The 14,788-nt window shown below is 59.2% G+C and carries 21 protein-coding genes; 6 read left to right on the forward strand and 15 right to left on the reverse strand.

Going from position 1 to position 14,788, the window contains the following annotated elements; genetic code table 11:
- Positions 1–193: 193 nt before the first annotated feature.
- From rplO to rpsH, 6 genes are read right to left on the reverse strand one after another with little or no spacing between them, the layout of a single operon-like run.
- Positions 194–640: a 50S ribosomal protein L15 gene (gene rplO, locus MHK00_RS10090; RefSeq protein ID WP_005322777.1), complete on the reverse strand. Its 447-nt coding sequence runs from the start codon at positions 638–640 to the stop codon at positions 194–196.
- A 3-nt stretch (positions 641–643) separates the two neighbouring features.
- Positions 644–829, reverse strand: coding sequence for a 50S ribosomal protein L30 (gene rpmD / locus MHK00_RS10095; protein WP_005322779.1), 186 nt, complete (start codon positions 827–829; stop codon positions 644–646).
- 3 nt (positions 830–832) lie between these two features.
- Positions 833–1,456, reverse strand: a complete 624-nt coding sequence (rpsE, locus tag MHK00_RS10100) for a 30S ribosomal protein S5 (RefSeq protein ID WP_005322780.1) — start codon at positions 1,454–1,456, stop codon at positions 833–835.
- Between the two features lie 40 nt (positions 1,457–1,496).
- Positions 1,497–1,898 (reverse strand): 50S ribosomal protein L18, encoded by a 402-nt coding sequence (gene rplR, locus MHK00_RS10105; protein ID WP_005322788.1) that lies wholly within the window; start codon positions 1,896–1,898, stop codon positions 1,497–1,499.
- Positions 1,899–1,901: 3 nt separating this feature from the next.
- Positions 1,902–2,438 (reverse strand): 50S ribosomal protein L6, encoded by a 537-nt coding sequence (gene rplF / locus MHK00_RS10110; protein WP_005322792.1) that lies wholly within the window; start codon positions 2,436–2,438, stop codon positions 1,902–1,904.
- A gap of 15 nt (positions 2,439–2,453) precedes the next feature.
- Positions 2,454–2,837 carry a 30S ribosomal protein S8 gene (gene rpsH / locus MHK00_RS10115; RefSeq protein ID WP_005322799.1) on the reverse strand — a complete coding sequence of 128 codons (384 nt, stop codon included), beginning with the start codon at positions 2,835–2,837 and terminating at the stop codon, positions 2,454–2,456.
- 355 nt (positions 2,838–3,192) lie between these two features.
- Here rpsH and MHK00_RS10120 point away from each other — a divergent pair, with 355 nt between their 5' ends.
- Positions 3,193–3,441: a DUF6457 domain-containing protein gene (locus tag MHK00_RS10120; RefSeq protein ID WP_250411639.1), complete on the forward strand. Its 249-nt coding sequence runs from the start codon at positions 3,193–3,195 to the stop codon at positions 3,439–3,441.
- Positions 3,441–4,259 (forward strand): formate dehydrogenase accessory sulfurtransferase FdhD, encoded by an 819-nt coding sequence (fdhD, locus tag MHK00_RS10125; protein WP_250411641.1) that lies wholly within the window; start codon positions 3,441–3,443, stop codon positions 4,257–4,259. Before MHK00_RS10120 ends, fdhD begins: the two co-directional genes overlap by 1 nt.
- Here the strand turns inward: fdhD and MHK00_RS10130 are convergent.
- Positions 4,256–5,041, reverse strand: a complete 786-nt coding sequence (locus MHK00_RS10130) for a formate/nitrite transporter family protein (RefSeq protein ID WP_179387384.1) — start codon at positions 5,039–5,041, stop codon at positions 4,256–4,258. The two genes, fdhD and MHK00_RS10130, sit on opposite strands and share 4 nt — an antisense overlap.
- A gap of 141 nt (positions 5,042–5,182) precedes the next feature.
- Here MHK00_RS10130 and MHK00_RS10135 point away from each other — a divergent pair, with 141 nt between their 5' ends.
- Positions 5,183–6,064, forward strand: coding sequence for a sortase family protein (locus MHK00_RS10135; RefSeq protein WP_250411643.1), 882 nt, complete (start codon positions 5,183–5,185; stop codon positions 6,062–6,064).
- Between the two features lie 108 nt (positions 6,065–6,172).
- On the opposite strand, the gene rplE is transcribed toward MHK00_RS10135, so the two are convergent.
- The 3 genes from rplE to rplN are packed head-to-tail and all read right to left on the reverse strand — an operon-like array spanning position 6,173 to position 7,414.
- Positions 6,173–6,724 carry a 50S ribosomal protein L5 gene (rplE, locus tag MHK00_RS10140; protein ID WP_005322808.1) on the reverse strand — a complete coding sequence of 184 codons (552 nt, stop codon included), beginning with the start codon at positions 6,722–6,724 and terminating at the stop codon, positions 6,173–6,175.
- A 2-nt stretch (positions 6,725–6,726) separates the two neighbouring features.
- Positions 6,727–7,041, reverse strand: coding sequence for a 50S ribosomal protein L24 (gene rplX, locus MHK00_RS10145; RefSeq protein WP_023027809.1), 315 nt, complete (start codon positions 7,039–7,041; stop codon positions 6,727–6,729).
- 4 nt (positions 7,042–7,045) lie between these two features.
- Positions 7,046–7,414, reverse strand: coding sequence for a 50S ribosomal protein L14 (rplN, locus tag MHK00_RS10150; protein WP_005322812.1), 369 nt, complete (start codon positions 7,412–7,414; stop codon positions 7,046–7,048).
- Positions 7,415–7,973: 559 nt separating this feature from the next.
- Here rplN and MHK00_RS10155 point away from each other — a divergent pair.
- Both MHK00_RS10155 and MHK00_RS10160 read left to right on the forward strand, forming a co-directional pair.
- Positions 7,974–8,882: a hypothetical protein gene (locus tag MHK00_RS10155; protein WP_250411645.1), complete on the forward strand. Its 909-nt coding sequence runs from the start codon at positions 7,974–7,976 to the stop codon at positions 8,880–8,882.
- A 174-nt stretch (positions 8,883–9,056) separates the two neighbouring features.
- Positions 9,057–9,449 (forward strand): multidrug transporter, encoded by a 393-nt coding sequence (locus MHK00_RS10160; protein WP_250411647.1) that lies wholly within the window; start codon positions 9,057–9,059, stop codon positions 9,447–9,449.
- 36 nt (positions 9,450–9,485) lie between these two features.
- Here the strand turns inward: MHK00_RS10160 and MHK00_RS10165 are convergent, their stop codons facing one another.
- From MHK00_RS10165 to MHK00_RS10180, 4 genes are all read right to left on the reverse strand, one after another.
- Positions 9,486–10,337 carry an ABC transporter ATP-binding protein gene (locus MHK00_RS10165; protein ID WP_250411649.1) on the reverse strand — a complete coding sequence of 284 codons (852 nt, stop codon included), beginning with the start codon at positions 10,335–10,337 and terminating at the stop codon, positions 9,486–9,488.
- Between the two features lie 85 nt (positions 10,338–10,422).
- A complete protein-coding gene (locus MHK00_RS10170) occupies positions 10,423–11,457 on the reverse strand; it encodes a FecCD family ABC transporter permease (RefSeq protein WP_250411651.1) in 1,035 nt (344 codons plus the stop codon).
- Entirely contained in the window at positions 11,454–12,533 is a 1,080-nt protein-coding gene (locus tag MHK00_RS10175; RefSeq protein ID WP_250411653.1) for a FecCD family ABC transporter permease, read from the reverse strand. Before MHK00_RS10175 ends, MHK00_RS10170 begins: the two co-directional genes overlap by 4 nt.
- Complete coding sequence (locus tag MHK00_RS10180; RefSeq protein WP_250411655.1) at positions 12,534–13,481, reverse strand: ABC transporter substrate-binding protein; 948 nt, start codon at positions 13,479–13,481, stop codon at positions 12,534–12,536.
- 102 nt (positions 13,482–13,583) lie between these two features.
- Here MHK00_RS10180 and MHK00_RS10185 point away from each other — a divergent pair, with 102 nt between their 5' ends.
- The gene (locus MHK00_RS10185; protein ID WP_250411657.1) at positions 13,584–14,405 is read left to right on the forward strand and encodes a siderophore-interacting protein; all 822 of its coding nucleotides are present in this window, start codon (positions 13,584–13,586) and stop codon (positions 14,403–14,405) included.
- 72 nt (positions 14,406–14,477) lie between these two features.
- On the opposite strand, the gene rpsQ is transcribed toward MHK00_RS10185, so the two are convergent.
- Entirely contained in the window at positions 14,478–14,786 is a 309-nt protein-coding gene (rpsQ, locus tag MHK00_RS10190) for a 30S ribosomal protein S17 (RefSeq protein ID WP_250411659.1), read from the reverse strand.
- Positions 14,787–14,788: the final 2 nt, after the last annotated feature.

Raw genomic sequence — 14,788 nt, forward strand, 5'->3', positions numbered from 1 at the left:
CATGCAACTCAACCGCCGCCCCCGCAAAACCCTGGGCTTTCAAACACCAGCCGAGAAAATGGCCGCACTGATAAACTCAACCGAAACATAAGACGTGTTTCCACGACCACTAGAATCCGCCATGCCTACAAAAACGGAAACATCCCCCTGCCCCGCGTGTGCGGAGAGGGGGATGAAATCTACCTAGAGGAGATTACTTGGTGTTGGCGGAACCGCCAGCAGCTTCGATCTTCTCTACAGCAGACTTGGAGAACTTGTCAGCGGTGACGTTCAACTTAACGTTGATGTCGCCGTTGCCCAGAACCTTGACCGGCTTGTTAGCGCGGACCAGGCCAGCAGCTGCGATGTCAGCAACGGTGATGTCGCCGCCATCTGCGAACTTCTCAGCCAGGTCAGCAACGTTAACTACCTGGTACTCAACATGGTTCGGGTTCTTGAAGCCCTTCAACTTAGGCAGACGCATGTGGATCGGCATCTGGCCACCCTCGAAAGCAGCGGAAACCTGCTTACGAGCACCGGTGCCCTTGGTACCGCGACCAGCGGTCTTACCCTTGGATGCCTCACCGCGGCCGACGCGGGTCTTAGGCTTGTTTGCTCCTGCGGTTGGGCGCAGGTCGTGCAGCTTGATGATATCAGCCATGGTTTACTCCCCTGCCACTTCTTCGACGGTGACCAGGTGGCGAACCTTGTGAACCATACCGCGAACGACCGGGGTGTCCTGCTTAACTACGGACTGACCGATGCGCTTGAGGCCGAGAGCCTCAATGTTCTTGCGGTGGTTCGGCTTGGTGCCCACCAGGCCCTTTACCTGTGTAATCTTCAGAGCCATTGCTTATGCCTCCTGACCTGCGCGCTTGCGCAGCATACGGGCCGGGGTGACCTCTTCGATGGACTTGCCACGACGTGCGGCAACCTCTTCAGGGCGGACCAGCTGCTTGAGGCCGTCCACGGTAGCGCGGACGACGTTGAGTGCGTTGTCGGAGCCCAGGGACTTCGACAGGATGTCCTGCACGCCAGCGCATTCGAGCACTGGACGAGCAGCACCACCAGCGATAACACCGGTACCAGGTGCGGCAGGCTTCATCATGACGATGCCAGCTGCGTCGCGACCCTCAACCGGGTGGGTGATGGTGCCGGCAATCATCGGAACGCGGAAGAAGTTCTTGCGAGCCTCTTCAGCGCCCTTCTGGATTGCGGCTGGGACTTCCTTGGCCTTGCCGTAGCCAACGCCAACCTGACCCTGGCCGTCACCAACGACGACGAGGGCGGTGAAGGACATGTTGCGGCCACCCTTAACGGTCTTGGAGACGCGGTTGATGGTCACAACGCGCTCGATGTACTTATCGCGCTCGTTGTCCTGCTGGTTACGACGATCGTTGCGGCGGCCGTTGCCACCGCGGTTGTTCTTGTTGTTCTCGGCGGAGCGTCCGCCGTCACGCTGTTCACGGTCCGACATTAGGCGTTCCTTCCGTTGATGTTTCCGTTGACGATGATCATTAGAACTTCAGACCACCTTCACGTGCGGCGTCAGCCAGCGCAGCGACGCGGCCGTGGTACTTGTAGCCTGCGCGGTCAAATACGACGTGCTCGATGCCAGCGGCCTTAGCGCGCTCGGCAACCAGCTCGCCTACCTTGGCAGCCTTGGCCTTCTTATCGCCCTCGAGTGCACGAACGTCCGCCTCCATGGAGGATGCGGAGACCAGGGTGTGGCCTGCCAGGTCATCGATGACCTGGACGTGCATGTGACGGGAGGAGCGGTGAAGAACCAGACGCGGTGCCTCAGGGGTGCCACGCAGGGTCTTACGGATACGGAAGTGACGGCGTGCGCGTGCTTCGCGACGACGAGAGGAAATGTCCTTGCCGACTGGAGTGCGCTTGGTGTTTTCAGTGTTTGCCATTGCTTACTTACCCGTCTTTCCGACCTTGCGACGGATCTGCTCGCCCTCGTAGCGAATACCCTTGCCCTTGTAAGGATCGTCCTTACGCAGACGACGGATATTAGCGGCGATCTGTCCGACTAGTTGCTTGTCAATACCGGTAATGGACAGCTTGGTTGCGCCGTCCACTGCGAAGGTAATTCCCTCCGGAGCCTCGATGAGGATCGGGTGGGAGTAGCCCAGGCTGAATTCCAGGTCCTTACCCTTCTGCTGGACACGGTAGCCGACACCGAAGATTTCCATCTTGATGGTGTAGCCCTCGGTCACGCCAACAACGGCGTTGTTCAGCAGGGAGCGGGACAGACCGTGCAGAGCACGGTGCTTGCGGTGGTCATCAGGGCGGGAGACGGACAGTACACCGTCTTCCAGGTTGATGGCGATAGGCTCTGGAACGTTAACGCTCTGGGTGCCCTTAGGGCCCTTAACCTCAACGTCTTGGCCGTTGATCTTGATTTCGACGCCGTTCGGTACGGCGATTGGTGCTAGACCGACTCGAGACATGTGTCAAACCTCCCTTTACCAGACGTAGGCGAGAACTTCTCCGCCTACGCCCTTCTCCTCAGCCTGACGGTCAGTCAGCACGCCGTGGGACGTGGAAATGATAGCCACGCCCAGGCCGCCCAAGACTTGTGGCAGTTCGGTGGACTTTGCGTACACACGCAGACCCGGCTTAGACACGCGACGCAGGCCAGACAGGGAGCGCTCGCGGTTGTTGTACTTCAGCTCGAGGGACAGGGTGTGGCCCTCGACGGTGTAGTCAGCGATGTAGCCTTCCTGCTTCAAGATGTCGGCAATGTTTGCCTTCAGCTTGGAGGTAGGCATCGACACGGTGTCATGGTGCGCATTACTTGCGTTGCGCACGCGCGACAGCATGTCGGCAATAGGATCAGTCATAGTCATATGAGTGACCGTGTACCTTTCTCGTTGCGGTTCCCGTGCTCACCAAAGCGTTCTCCGTGTGATTTCGGGCTACTCACGCTCCCTACGGTCAATACCGTAAGGCGCTCGCCACCCTTTGATTCAGACAACGGTCCGCTATCTACGGCGAGGGGCCTACAACAAAGTTGATGTTCAGTTCTTGCATCGGCTCAGCGCTTTCTGCAGCTCAGCGCACCAAAATCCGCAATGATTGGGGCACGCTGACGCCTCGGCGCAAGCACGAGGTACTATGCTACGCCATAACCTGCGGTTTTCCAAATAGTCTCGCGCCTTCATTAGAGTCGAGACCAGCACGAACGTGAATAAGGAGATGGTGATGAGCCAAACACACGAGGACCCCATCCAATCCGCACACGAGTGGCTCGAAGAAGCCGCCCGTCATCTCGGCCTCGATCCTCAGGAGGCAACCGCACTCACCCGCGAGATCCTGGACCTTACCAAGGACGTTGCGCACAATCGCTCCCGCCCCGCGGCCCCACTTACTGCTTTCCTCGTGGGTCTAGCCTCCGGCAACGTAGAGGAAGCCCGCGGCAATATCGATGTCCTGAAGCAGGAGCTGCAGTAATGGCCGGCCGCAAAAATTCCACCTTTGCCGTCACCAAGGTCCGCCTGGGAGATGGCCTGCAGGTCGATACCCGCGCCGATACGGTCGCCGGCGAGGAGCCCCTCGAGATCCGCGCGGGTGGTCAGACCATCACCACCACCATGCGCACCCCTGGCCATGACATTGAGCTGGCGCATGGGTTCTTGCATTCAGAGGGCCATATTGCTTCGCTTAGCGACGTCACCGAGGCCCGCTACTGCGCCGGCGCCACCGTCAACGGCATGAATACCTACAACCTGCTGGACATCGATCTGGCGAAGAAGAACGTACTGGACCTGAACGATCTGCGGCTAACCACCACCACTTCCGCCTGCGGCGTATGCGGCACCTCTTCTATCGAGGCTTTGACTAAGCAGACCCGCTACCCGATTCCGCATATACCAGTGGACCCCTATGTCGTCGCCAAGCTGCCAGACAAGCTCCGGGCTGAGCAGAAGCAATTTAAAAAGACCGGCGGCATCCACGCCGCCGGTGCCTTCACCTTGGACGGTGAACCGGTAGTCATTCGCGAGGATATCGGCCGCCACAATGCTGCGGATAAGGTCATCGGCCACCTTCTATTAGAGGACAAACTCCCCGCCGATGACCTCATTTTGGTGATGAGCTCGCGCGCCAGCTTCGAGCTCGTCCAAAAGGCCGCGATGGCCGGATTCGGCATGCTCGTTGCCGTCAGCGCCGCCTCCTCCCTGGCCGTCGAGACGGCCCGCGAAACCGGCATGGCGCTCGTCGGCTTCGCTCGCGGCGACCGCTTTAATCTGTATTCCGGCGAGCTCGCCTAGTCGCGGTAAGCCTCCGGCCCACGGTTAAGCCAGGCGTATACGCCGCCAATCAGCAGACCGCCGCCAATCAAATTGCCGATCCACACCAGGATCCAATTGAGCGCCACATTGCCCACAGTCAGGGTTGCAGGCAACGGATCGGATCCAAAGAGGGTGAGACTAAACAGGCAGAAGTTCGCAATTACGTGCTCCAGGCCCAGGCCAACAAAGGCGCCAATAATCGGAATGATGACGAAGAACTTAGAGACAATGTCCTTAGCAAAGATGGCGCCGACGATGCCCATATTGACCACAAAGTTCGCCGCGATTCCCTCTACCAGCATTCCCTGCGGGGACTTGGTCAGCTTCCCCTCAGAAAGGGTGACCAACAGATGCGAAGGATCCATGTCAGCGAATTTTGCGGACATACCCATGATGGCCGCAAAGATGACTGCGCCCACCAGATTGAAGAGAGTCGTGATGAGCAAAAGGTAGAAGGCTTTGCCCCACGAGACCTGCTTATTGCTTGCGGCATAGACCATATACATCATGTTTCCCGTGGCCAGATCCGCGCCCAGAATCAAAATGGCGAAGAGCCCGAGGCCAAAGAATAGAGCAAAGGTCACCGCACCCAAGCCTGGTGCTACACCATTGACGGCTTGGCCAACCACACCAGCAAATGCGGTACCGATGCACAGGTACACGCCGGCCAAGGTGGAGCGCACCGCGAAGCGAGAGAAGGATTCATCCAACAAGGTGACCTTTTTGACAGCTGCCGCCTTGGCAGCATCATTGAGAGACATCTTTTACCTCATTAATTAGAGCGAATTAAATCCTTCTAATCCTATCCTGACCACCTATTTCCGAGCCAATTCCGGGAATGCATACCCCTGCGTTGTAAGCTAGAGCTTTCCTATAACCCTTAATTTCTCTTCGGAGGTCGCATGGATTCCCACTACCGGCCGCGGAGGGAACCGAATCGGCTTCCTACTAACGGGCGCCGGCACGTCCCATCGCGTTCCCAGCACACGGATGCGGATCGCCAGTGGCGCCAGACCGAGTCGCGCACCCGCCAACAACAGCGCCGCCGCCCGCCGCGCCGCATCGAGGACACTTCCCTCCCTCGCCAGCGCCGTAAGCCCACCCTGTGGCACCGCATCAAAGAAGCATGGAAGTCCTCCGGCATCCTGCGCGTCGTCGTGGGCATCATCGCCACGATAGCGATCGCCAGCACCATCAATCGCGTGGTCAATCCGCCCGAAGGCCTGGAGACCAACGAAGTCACCGCCCAAGAGGCGCCTGCTATTGAACCTTCCCCCGCGGTAGAGCTATTCATCCCAGCGATCGAGGTACACGCCGAGTTTGAGGATGGTTCCTGCCGCGTGTTCAATGGCGCTATCAATCCGGATTCCATGAATAAGGCCTGCACCTATACAGCCGAAGACCGTCCTTATTCACTGCCGGGCACGACGGCCCAGGACATCGTAGTCATCGCCGGGCATACGGGTGCGGGCGTGCCAGGCGTATTCAATAATCTCTACGATGGCTCCGCCAATGAGCACAAGGTTCATCTGGGAGACAAGCTCTACGTGCGCACCCAAGACTCCGGGCAGAACTGGCTCATCTATACCGCAACCGATCTGCACGACCCTGATAAGCAAGGCCTTTCTGATGACACCTCTATCTGGGGCGATGGGCCCATGCCCGGCCGCCTGCTCACCATTAGTTGTATCCAACCTGCGAATCCGTTGGAGCCAGCGGTACGCAACGCGGTCGTCGGCTGGCAGTATGAGGGCACCACTCACACAGAGGCCGAAAGCGCTTAAGCCAGGCCCGCGCACGCCAGCGCCTGCGCACCTTTGAATTCAAGGTGCTCGGTAAAACTAGAAAATCCCAACGCCCCTTCCGGGGAGTTGGGATTCTTAGCGCTCTATTTACTTGAACGGGAAGCCGAGCTCGCGCAGGAGCTTGCGGCCCTCGTCGTCGTTAGTAGCGGTGGTAACGACGGTGATGTCCATACCACGAGGGCGATCGATCTTGTCGATGTCGATCTCGTAGAACATGGACTGCTCGGACAGGCCGAAGGTGTAGTTGCCGTGGCCGTCGAACTGCTGATCAGACAGGCCGCGGAAGTCACGAATACGTGGCAGCGCGATGGTCAGCAGGCGGTCCAAGAACTCCCACATACGGTCGCCGCGCAGGGTAACGCGTGCACCGATGGGCATGCCCTCGCGGAGCTTGAAGTTCGCGATGGACTTCTTAGCGCGACGCAGCTGCGGCTTCTGACCGGTAATAGCGGTCAGATCCTCGAGTGCGCCGTTGATGACCTTGGAGTCACGTGCGGCTTCGCCAACGCCCATGTTGACGACGACCTTGGTGACACCAGGGATCTGCATGACGTTGTCGTACTTGAACTCGTCATTCAGGGACTTGCGGATTTCCTCGCGGTAGCGAGTCTTCAGACGCGGGGTGTAGTTCTCGCTCATTTTTAGATGTCCTTCCCGTTGCTACGCGCGATACGGACCTTCTTGCCGTTCTCGTCGAAACGGTAGCCCACGCGGGTCGGGTTGCCTTCGGAGTCAACGATCGCAACGTTGGACACGTGGATCGGAGCTTCCTGGGTAACGATTCCGCCGGACTCGGCGCCACGCTCGGCAGCAGAGTTTGCGACGTGCTTCTTGATGCGGTTAACGCCCTCAACGAGGACCTTGTCACGCTTTGGGTATGCCTCGATGACCTTGCCCTTCGCGCCCTTATCTGGGCCCGAAATGACAATCACCATATCTCCCTTATGGATCTTCATAAGACTAGATCACCTCCGGTGCGAGAGAAACGATCTTCATGAAACGCTTGTCACGAAGTTCGCGAGCAACCGGTCCGAAGATACGGGTACCACGGGGCTCGCTATCGCCCTTGAGAACAACTGCAGCGTTCTCGTCGAAGCGAATGTAGGAGCCGTCCGGACGACGGGTCTCCTTCTTGGCGCGGACGATAACGGCCTTAACTACGTCGCCTTCCTTGACGTTGCCGCCTGGAACGGCGTCCTTGACAGTCGCGACGATGACGTCGCCGATGCCAGCGGAGCGTCGGACAGAGCCGCCGAGAACGCGGATGCACAGCAGTTCACGTGCACCAGAGTTGTCGGCGACGCGCAGACGCGATTCTTGCTGAATCACTATGGGTCTCCTGACCTGGATTGATGTGCGGTAAGATTTCCGTCCTTGCCGCACGCGGTCTACAAACTTGCGATGCTCAAGCCTTGACAACGGACTATGCCGAAGGGTCTCGGACCGGCGGTTCGGAAACGCACCGCTACGGGCCGACCAGCTTTTGCAACCTATACATTCAACCACACGCCAGCGCCCATACCAAAACACCACTTAGCGCTTGCCGACGCCCCCCTCTCTTCCCAAATTATTTTCGCCAACACCCCCGCCTACCCCCTTGGCCCCTAATTTCGAATGCAGTGACACACACGCTTGGCGATGTTGACCGCATTATCTGCACATACGTCCAACACGCTAACGTCTCTTAGTGCAATTTCAGGCGCACACCCGTTCCAATTTGCCAGGTTTCCTACATCTGCAACGCATGAAAATCTCAGTTAATTAATGTTTCTAGCGTGACAACTGTGAATCGTGTGACTATCGTGATTGGCGTCGAGAACGACTCATAACTTTTGGCGCGTACCTCCACCGGATGCGCGTAACAACACATTCCCTTAAGGAGAACCACATGAAGCGTTTGCCACAGACTCTGACCGCTGCAGCACTGACTGGCGCTCTCGCCTTCGGCGGTGCAGCTGTTGCTCAGGCTCAGATGCCACTACCAGCCTCCATCGAAACCGATGGCATTACCTATGACAAGCAGGCCGACGGCAGCTACGCACCACGCGACCGCTTTGAGAACCCAGCCGGCGAGAACAGCGTACCTACCCTCACTGAGGATCAGGCTCGCGCTATCTGGGAGCGTCAGCAGTCCGAGGATGGTGAAAACACTGATTCTGAGACCCCTGGAACCGAGGCCGATACCGAAGGCGCAGCCGACGCCGAGGGTACTGACTCCGAGGGTTCCGAAGAAGAGGGTATCCCTGCTCCAGCCACCAAGAAGGACGCCGAGGGCAACGAGTGGTACCAGAGCCTGAAGGATAAGACTATCTACGTTAATGACCCAGCTCTGGTGAACGAAGAGATCACCGACGAGATGCGCGACGCTTACGCAAAGGCATTCCCGTCTGAGGACCCGAAGCCTGGCTTCGACAAGAAGAAGCTGGCTTGGTTGGCACTTCCGGCAGCCCTGGTAATCGGTGGCATCACCTGGTACCTGTCCCAGGACGGCAAGACCTACGTCAAGGACGAGGCACGCAAGGGCCAGGAGCCAACCGCTGAGGAGAAGTCTGCTTCCGAGCAGATGCTGAACTCCAACAAGGACGAGGTTGTTGCTCAGGGCGGCAAGCTGGCTGAGGGCGACGCAGCTCAGGCTGACGCACCGACCGCCCCAGCTGCTGGCGAAGGCACCGATTCCGTTCGCGGCATGGCCGCTGAGACCGGCTCCAACTCCGTTGCACAGGCTCTGGCTGCTCTGGCCGTAGCTGCGATGGTTGCTGCTGGCGCATTCGCCGCACGCCGCAAGTTCTTCGCTTAAGCAAGAGCCTTCCTACCAAGTAGGAAGCTGAATTGAGACTGGCTGCGCCGGTCGGGCTTCGGTCCGGCCGGCGCAGTTTTATTTCGCCCAGAACAAGACCCGCGTATACGAAAACCAAGCCCCTACAAGATTGAAATGCCCGGACGCCGGGGAATTCTTAGTACAGTTTCTAATATGACCTACACCAAGCGCACCCTGTGGTTACACGCCGCGCTCTTTATCCTCGCCTTTCTCGCGTTTATCTTGCCTGTAGTCTTTGGCGCCTCCGCTCTGCTACCGGTATGGCTCACCGGCGGCTTGAGTTTGGGCATTGCTGCATGCGCGCTTGTCGACGCCGCCTATAAATTCTTCGCCCCCTCCTCCCCGCGCAGCCTGCGCTTGCTCTCCGGCCTCGCCGGCCTCGTTCTGCTCATCGGCTGGGGCATCTGGGTCTATATCTACGGCAATATGGCCGCCGTAGGGACAGGCGCCTATCGAATCGGCACTTTTTTGCTCGGCGCGGGAAGCGTGCTCAATCTTTTTGTAGTGGCAATTTCCTTGCTAGATGTACAACGAAAGGTCAAGTAAAGCGGCTGGCACACAGCCACTATTGGCAGGTCTCCACTAATGCGCCGCTACGACGCGGCGGGGAACGATGATGGGGGCATCGCCAAGCGGATCCTCCCAGGCCTCAGCCTCGATGCCATAGGCCTGCGCCAAAACCTTCGGGGATAGCGCTTGTTTCGGCGCCCCACGAGCGATGATATCGCCGGCTTTCATCACCACCATGGAATCAGAATAGTGGCCCGCCAGCATGAGATCGTGTAGGACTACAACCACTGTCTTTCCCGCCTGCGCCTGTGCGCGGGCCAACTCCAGCATGCGCATGGCATGGGCAGGGTCGAGGAAGGTTGTGGGTTCATCGAGAAGCAGCACGGGCGTATCTTGTGCCAGGGCCAACGCCAGCCAGACGCGCTGGCGCTGCCCGCCCGATAGCGAAGCGATATCACGATCGAGGAAGTCCACAATTTCGGTAGCCTCGCAGGCCTGCGCAATGATCTCCCGGTCCGTAGCGGAAAGGCCGCGCATCCTCCTCTGATGGGGATGACGCCCGCGCGCGACCAACTCACCCACCCGCAGCCCATCGGGGGCCACGGGGTGCTGTGGCAGCAACGCCACCTGCTGCGCGGCATCCTTCGCAGACATGGCGTGTAGGTCAACTTCCCCGACCATGACGCTGCCCTGCCGCGGGGCCAGGATTTTCGAGAGAGTTTTCAGCAGCGTGGACTTGCCGCAGCCATTGGGCCCAATGAGCGTGGTGACTTCGCCGGCGCGGGCGTGCAGATCAACGCCGGCAAGGATATCCCCGCCATCCTTATATCCCGCATGAATGCCGGTGGCGTGGAGGCTGCACCGAGGCTTCGGGCTCGTGGTCTGTTTAGGCTGATTAGGCTGATTAGGCTGATTATCCTTCATTTCTTTTCCTTCATCCACGTCTGACTGTCTAGCACCATCCGGCGCGATGCTTGTCCGTTTCCCCTGCTGTGCCGCAGCACAACTTTTAGCTGCGCCCGGCCGCATTCCACACCACTATCACCAAGGCGCCGCCGCCGATGACCGAGGAAACCGCACCCACCGGTGCATTTACCGGGATAGCACCGGCGATCACAGCACACACGGTCAGCAATGCGGCACCCGCGGCCGCTGATGCCAGCGGCGATGGCGTGGGGGTGCGCGCCACCATCCGCGCCAGGTGCGGCGCCAACAGCGCGATAAACCCAATGGGCCCCACCACCGAGACCACCACGGCGCTGATACCGGTTGCCGCAATAAGCAGTAGGGCACGCTGGCGGGAGATGTTCACGCCCAGGGTGGTTGCGGAGGAATCATCATGGGCAAGCAGCGGCAGCTCCCGCGCGCACCAGATGCCTATGGCGAGAAACGGCGCTAATGCCACCAGGAGGGGGAGGATGACCTCCATGCGCACGAATCCAGTCGATCCCGCGAGCCAAGTTTGCGCCTCCGCAGCGCGCAGGATCTGGGCGCTGCGCATTAAATACGCGACGATGGCTTGAAACATCAGTGATAACGCAATACCGACGATGACGATGCGGTTGCTCGTACCGATGCCACCCAAAACGGCGAGGAGGATGACAACGAGGAGGGCGCCGATCATCGCCAAGCATGCCCGCCACCAAAACTCCGGAATCCCCTCGGCGAAACTGGGACGTGAATGCACGGTGCCCAAGACCACCAGCACCGACGCCCCGCCGGTAACGCCTAAAATATCCGGGGAGGCCAGCGGGTTACGAGCCATGGTTTGCGTCCAAGAACCGGCCAGGCCGAGGGTGGCGCCCACGATGACGGTGGCGATGGCAACCGGCAGGCGCAAGTCCCACACCACCCTGATGCGGTTCTTGCTGCCGCCTCCGGTGAGGACATCGATGACCTGCCACGGACTCAATGCCATGGGACCTTGCCCCAGTAACACTAGGTATGCACTAAGGGCAATGAGGATGAATACCAGCGTGGAAGCGAGCACGCGCACGTGCCGGCGGCGTTGTTGAGCTTTTAAAGTAGTGCTGATTGCGGTCATGCGTTATTGCCCCATGCTCGGCCCACGCCGCGGTGAGCACCCCAAATGAGGAAAGGTGCGCCCACTATCGCGAGGACGATCGACATCTCCAGCTCCGAGTTACCCGCAATGAGACGGCCGGTGATATCAGCGGCAAGCACGGCACAACCGCCCAAGAGCGCGGAGGGCAAAAGCAAGGTGGCAACGCTAGGGCCCACCACCCGCCGCACGATATGGGGAATGGCAAAACCGACGAAGGCAATGGGACCTGTTGCTGCCGTTGCGCTGCCGGCCAACACCACGACGCTGAGCGCCGCGCCCATCCGCGCGGTGGTGGGGGACCCACCCAAGGCGAGGGAGGACTCCTCCCCCATGGCCAAGAGGTCAAGGGGTCTAGCCACCATCGCCGCACACGCTACGCCAATAACAAGCCCTATGCCCGCGATCGCGACGTCTTCTAGGCCGCGGCCAAAGGTCGAGCCGATAGTCCACCGCCGCATGCTATCGAGGACGTCCGTGGAATATAGACCGATGATCATCGCGCCCGATCCCAAGGCTGCGGAGACGCCGGCGCCCACCAGAATGAGCGTCAGGGGATCCTCAAACCGCCGCGATACGGCTAAGACCAGCAGCGTAGTAATACCCGCGCCAACGAGCGCGAGGGCGGTCCGCGTACTGGTGGAGGTAGCAATGCCAATGGCCGTGCCTAAGGCAACGAAGAAGGACGCGCCCGCGGTAACACCAATAAATCCTGGATCCGCTAGCGGGTTTCTGGTCCACGATTGCGCCAGCACACCTGCCACAGCAAGGGCCGCGCCGGCGAAATAAGCCAAGAAGGTGCGCGGCAGGCGCAGATTCCACACGATATCGCGGATATCTTGTTCCCCTGCCCCGTGCAGGGCAGCGATGACTTCCCCGGGCGGAATCGAGCGAGATCCCACCGCCAAAGACGCCACCGCCAACACCAGGCTGGTGAGGATTAAGGCGACAAGCAGCATCTTATGCCCCTGTGCCCGCGCTAATACCGGTGTGGTAGTAGGACTATCTGCTGTGGAAACCGGCAGGATTTTTTGGCCGTCCATCGTGGTTGCTAACAATTACAGCTTCTCTTCAAATTTATCTACTGCCCAGGGGATGGTCACCGGGTTCGGCATACTCATGGCATTGCCGGTATCCGTATCCAAGTAGCGCACGCGACCATCCTTGACAATGTCGAGGCCTTGGAAGGTCTTATCCTTCTTCAAGGCATCGGAGGAACCGTTGTAGTCCAGGACAAAGAGGTAATCAACCTGGTTAAGCTTCGCGTAGTTTTCTGGGGCAATGTCGACGAAGAAGCTGCCGCCATCGCCCTGCAATGCATCGGGGATCTCCATGCCAAGGTCCTCGATAAATTGTCCACGCCCATCCTCCTCGGTGTATAGGCCAATTTTGCCGTCATAAGGCATGACGATGGCCGCAGACTTATCCTGCAATTCCGCGTGCTCGTGGCGGAATTCCTCGAAGGCCTTTTCGGTGTCATCGATAAGCTTATCGCCGTCGTCTTCTTTGCCCACCGCATCCGCGATGGTCTCTACCTGCTTTTCCCAGGGTACCTGCCAGTCTTCATAGCCGTTCGGCTTGACGGTGGTAGGCGCGATTTCTTCCAGGGATTCTTTCGTGCGTGCATCCACCGCCTGGTTCACCGCAATGATCTGGCTGGGGTCAGCCGCGGTGACCTGCTCAAAGGTATCCGCCGTAAATCCGGTTGCGGTATTATAAATCACCTCAGGCTTTGCCTCGCCCAAAAGTTCCTCTGCCCAGGGGCCGATGCCAGAAGGGTCGCCATCGCCCTCAGCACCCCACGGCGCCACCGTTACGGGAGTGATCCCCAGGGCAAGCAGTGTGTCGGCATCACCTAGACCCAGGCTAGCCACGCGCTGCTCGCTGGCAGCGTCGGTCGCCTGAGCTGTGTCATCGCCCCCACCGCGCGAGCAACCGCCTAAAGCTACGGCTCCGGCGGAAAGCATTGCTACTGCGCCCATGGTGCGACGGCCGAAAATCTTCATGAGGTTAAGCCTTTCAATAAAGGAGGAAAATAACCTTGCTTACCCTATAACGCATAGGGTCAATTAGGCAAGGCTAAACTAAAATAGTAATTTATTAGACACATGAACCCTTCTCTACAATCGGCCCCAATGTCTGAGCACGAACTCATCCCCGTTACTTTGACCGCCAATAAACGGATCCGTCCACGCTTGCACCGGCTCACGTTCTACGCCGAGGCGTTCCGGACATACACCCTCTCCGGCCCCGATGAATTCTTTGGACTCGTCATGCCCCGAGCTGAACAGGAATTTACACCCTTCCCCGTCGACGGCATAAACCTCCGCTCGGCTGTGAGCGCGATCGACGAGGAGAGGCGGCCGGACCTGCGCTGGTACACCATCCGCGCGCTCCACTCGGAGGAGGCCACAGTCGATGTCGACGTGGTGACACACGGTGATTCAGGACCTGGCTCGCGGTGGATTCGCCGCGCACAAGCCGGGGATACAGCGGGATTCTTCACCTGCAACGACCTCTGGCGGCCAACCGAGAAGCCACAACTTCTAGTCGCCGACGCATCCGCCCTGCCCGCGCTGCGGCACATTTTGGCCTACCAAGAACAACATAACCCGGAAATGCTTCGGGCCACCGACGTTATGGCCGTGGTTACCAGCAACGACGAGGTAGAACCAGGCCTCGCAGCTAGATGGGAGGCGAGCGTACACAGCCTGCGGATAATTCATACCCAACCGCACGAGGAGGCGGAGGCTGTCGTTGCCGCCCTGAGAGCGGACTATGCCGGTGCGCTGGGGCCAGGGTACGTATGGGCTTCCGGCGAGGGGAGCCTAGCAAAAAGCGTGCGAGGCCTCGCAGTGAATGAATGGGGCCTAGATACCACCGACGTCACGTGGGTACCCTACTGGTTTTATGGCAGGGCCCGGCCGTAAAGAAGTCCTAAAACGGCGAAGGCCCCCACCCCGAACCCTAAGATTCGGAGCAGGGGCTGCGCTGGCTAGGTTTTACTTAGCCTTCTCGATGATCTCAACGAGACGGAAGTGCTTGTCCTTGGACAGCGGGCGGGTCTCAGCGATGCGTACGAGATCGCCGATGCCTGCGGTTTCTTCCTCATCATGCACCTTAACCTTCTTGTTAGAGCGCATGATCTTGCCGTACAGGGCGTGCTGCTTGCGGTCTTCCAGCTCGACAACGATGGTCTTGGTCATCTTGTCGGATACTACGTAGCCGGTGCGAACCTTAGGAGCGCCCTTGACCTTCTCCTTCTTCGGAGTAGGTGCCTTCTTGGATTCAGTCACGTTAGCCTCACTCATGA

Origin of the sequence: Corynebacterium tuberculostearicum (assembly GCF_022347385.1) — a bacterium.
GTDB lineage: Bacteria > Actinomycetota > Actinomycetes > Mycobacteriales > Mycobacteriaceae > Corynebacterium > Corynebacterium tuberculostearicum_M.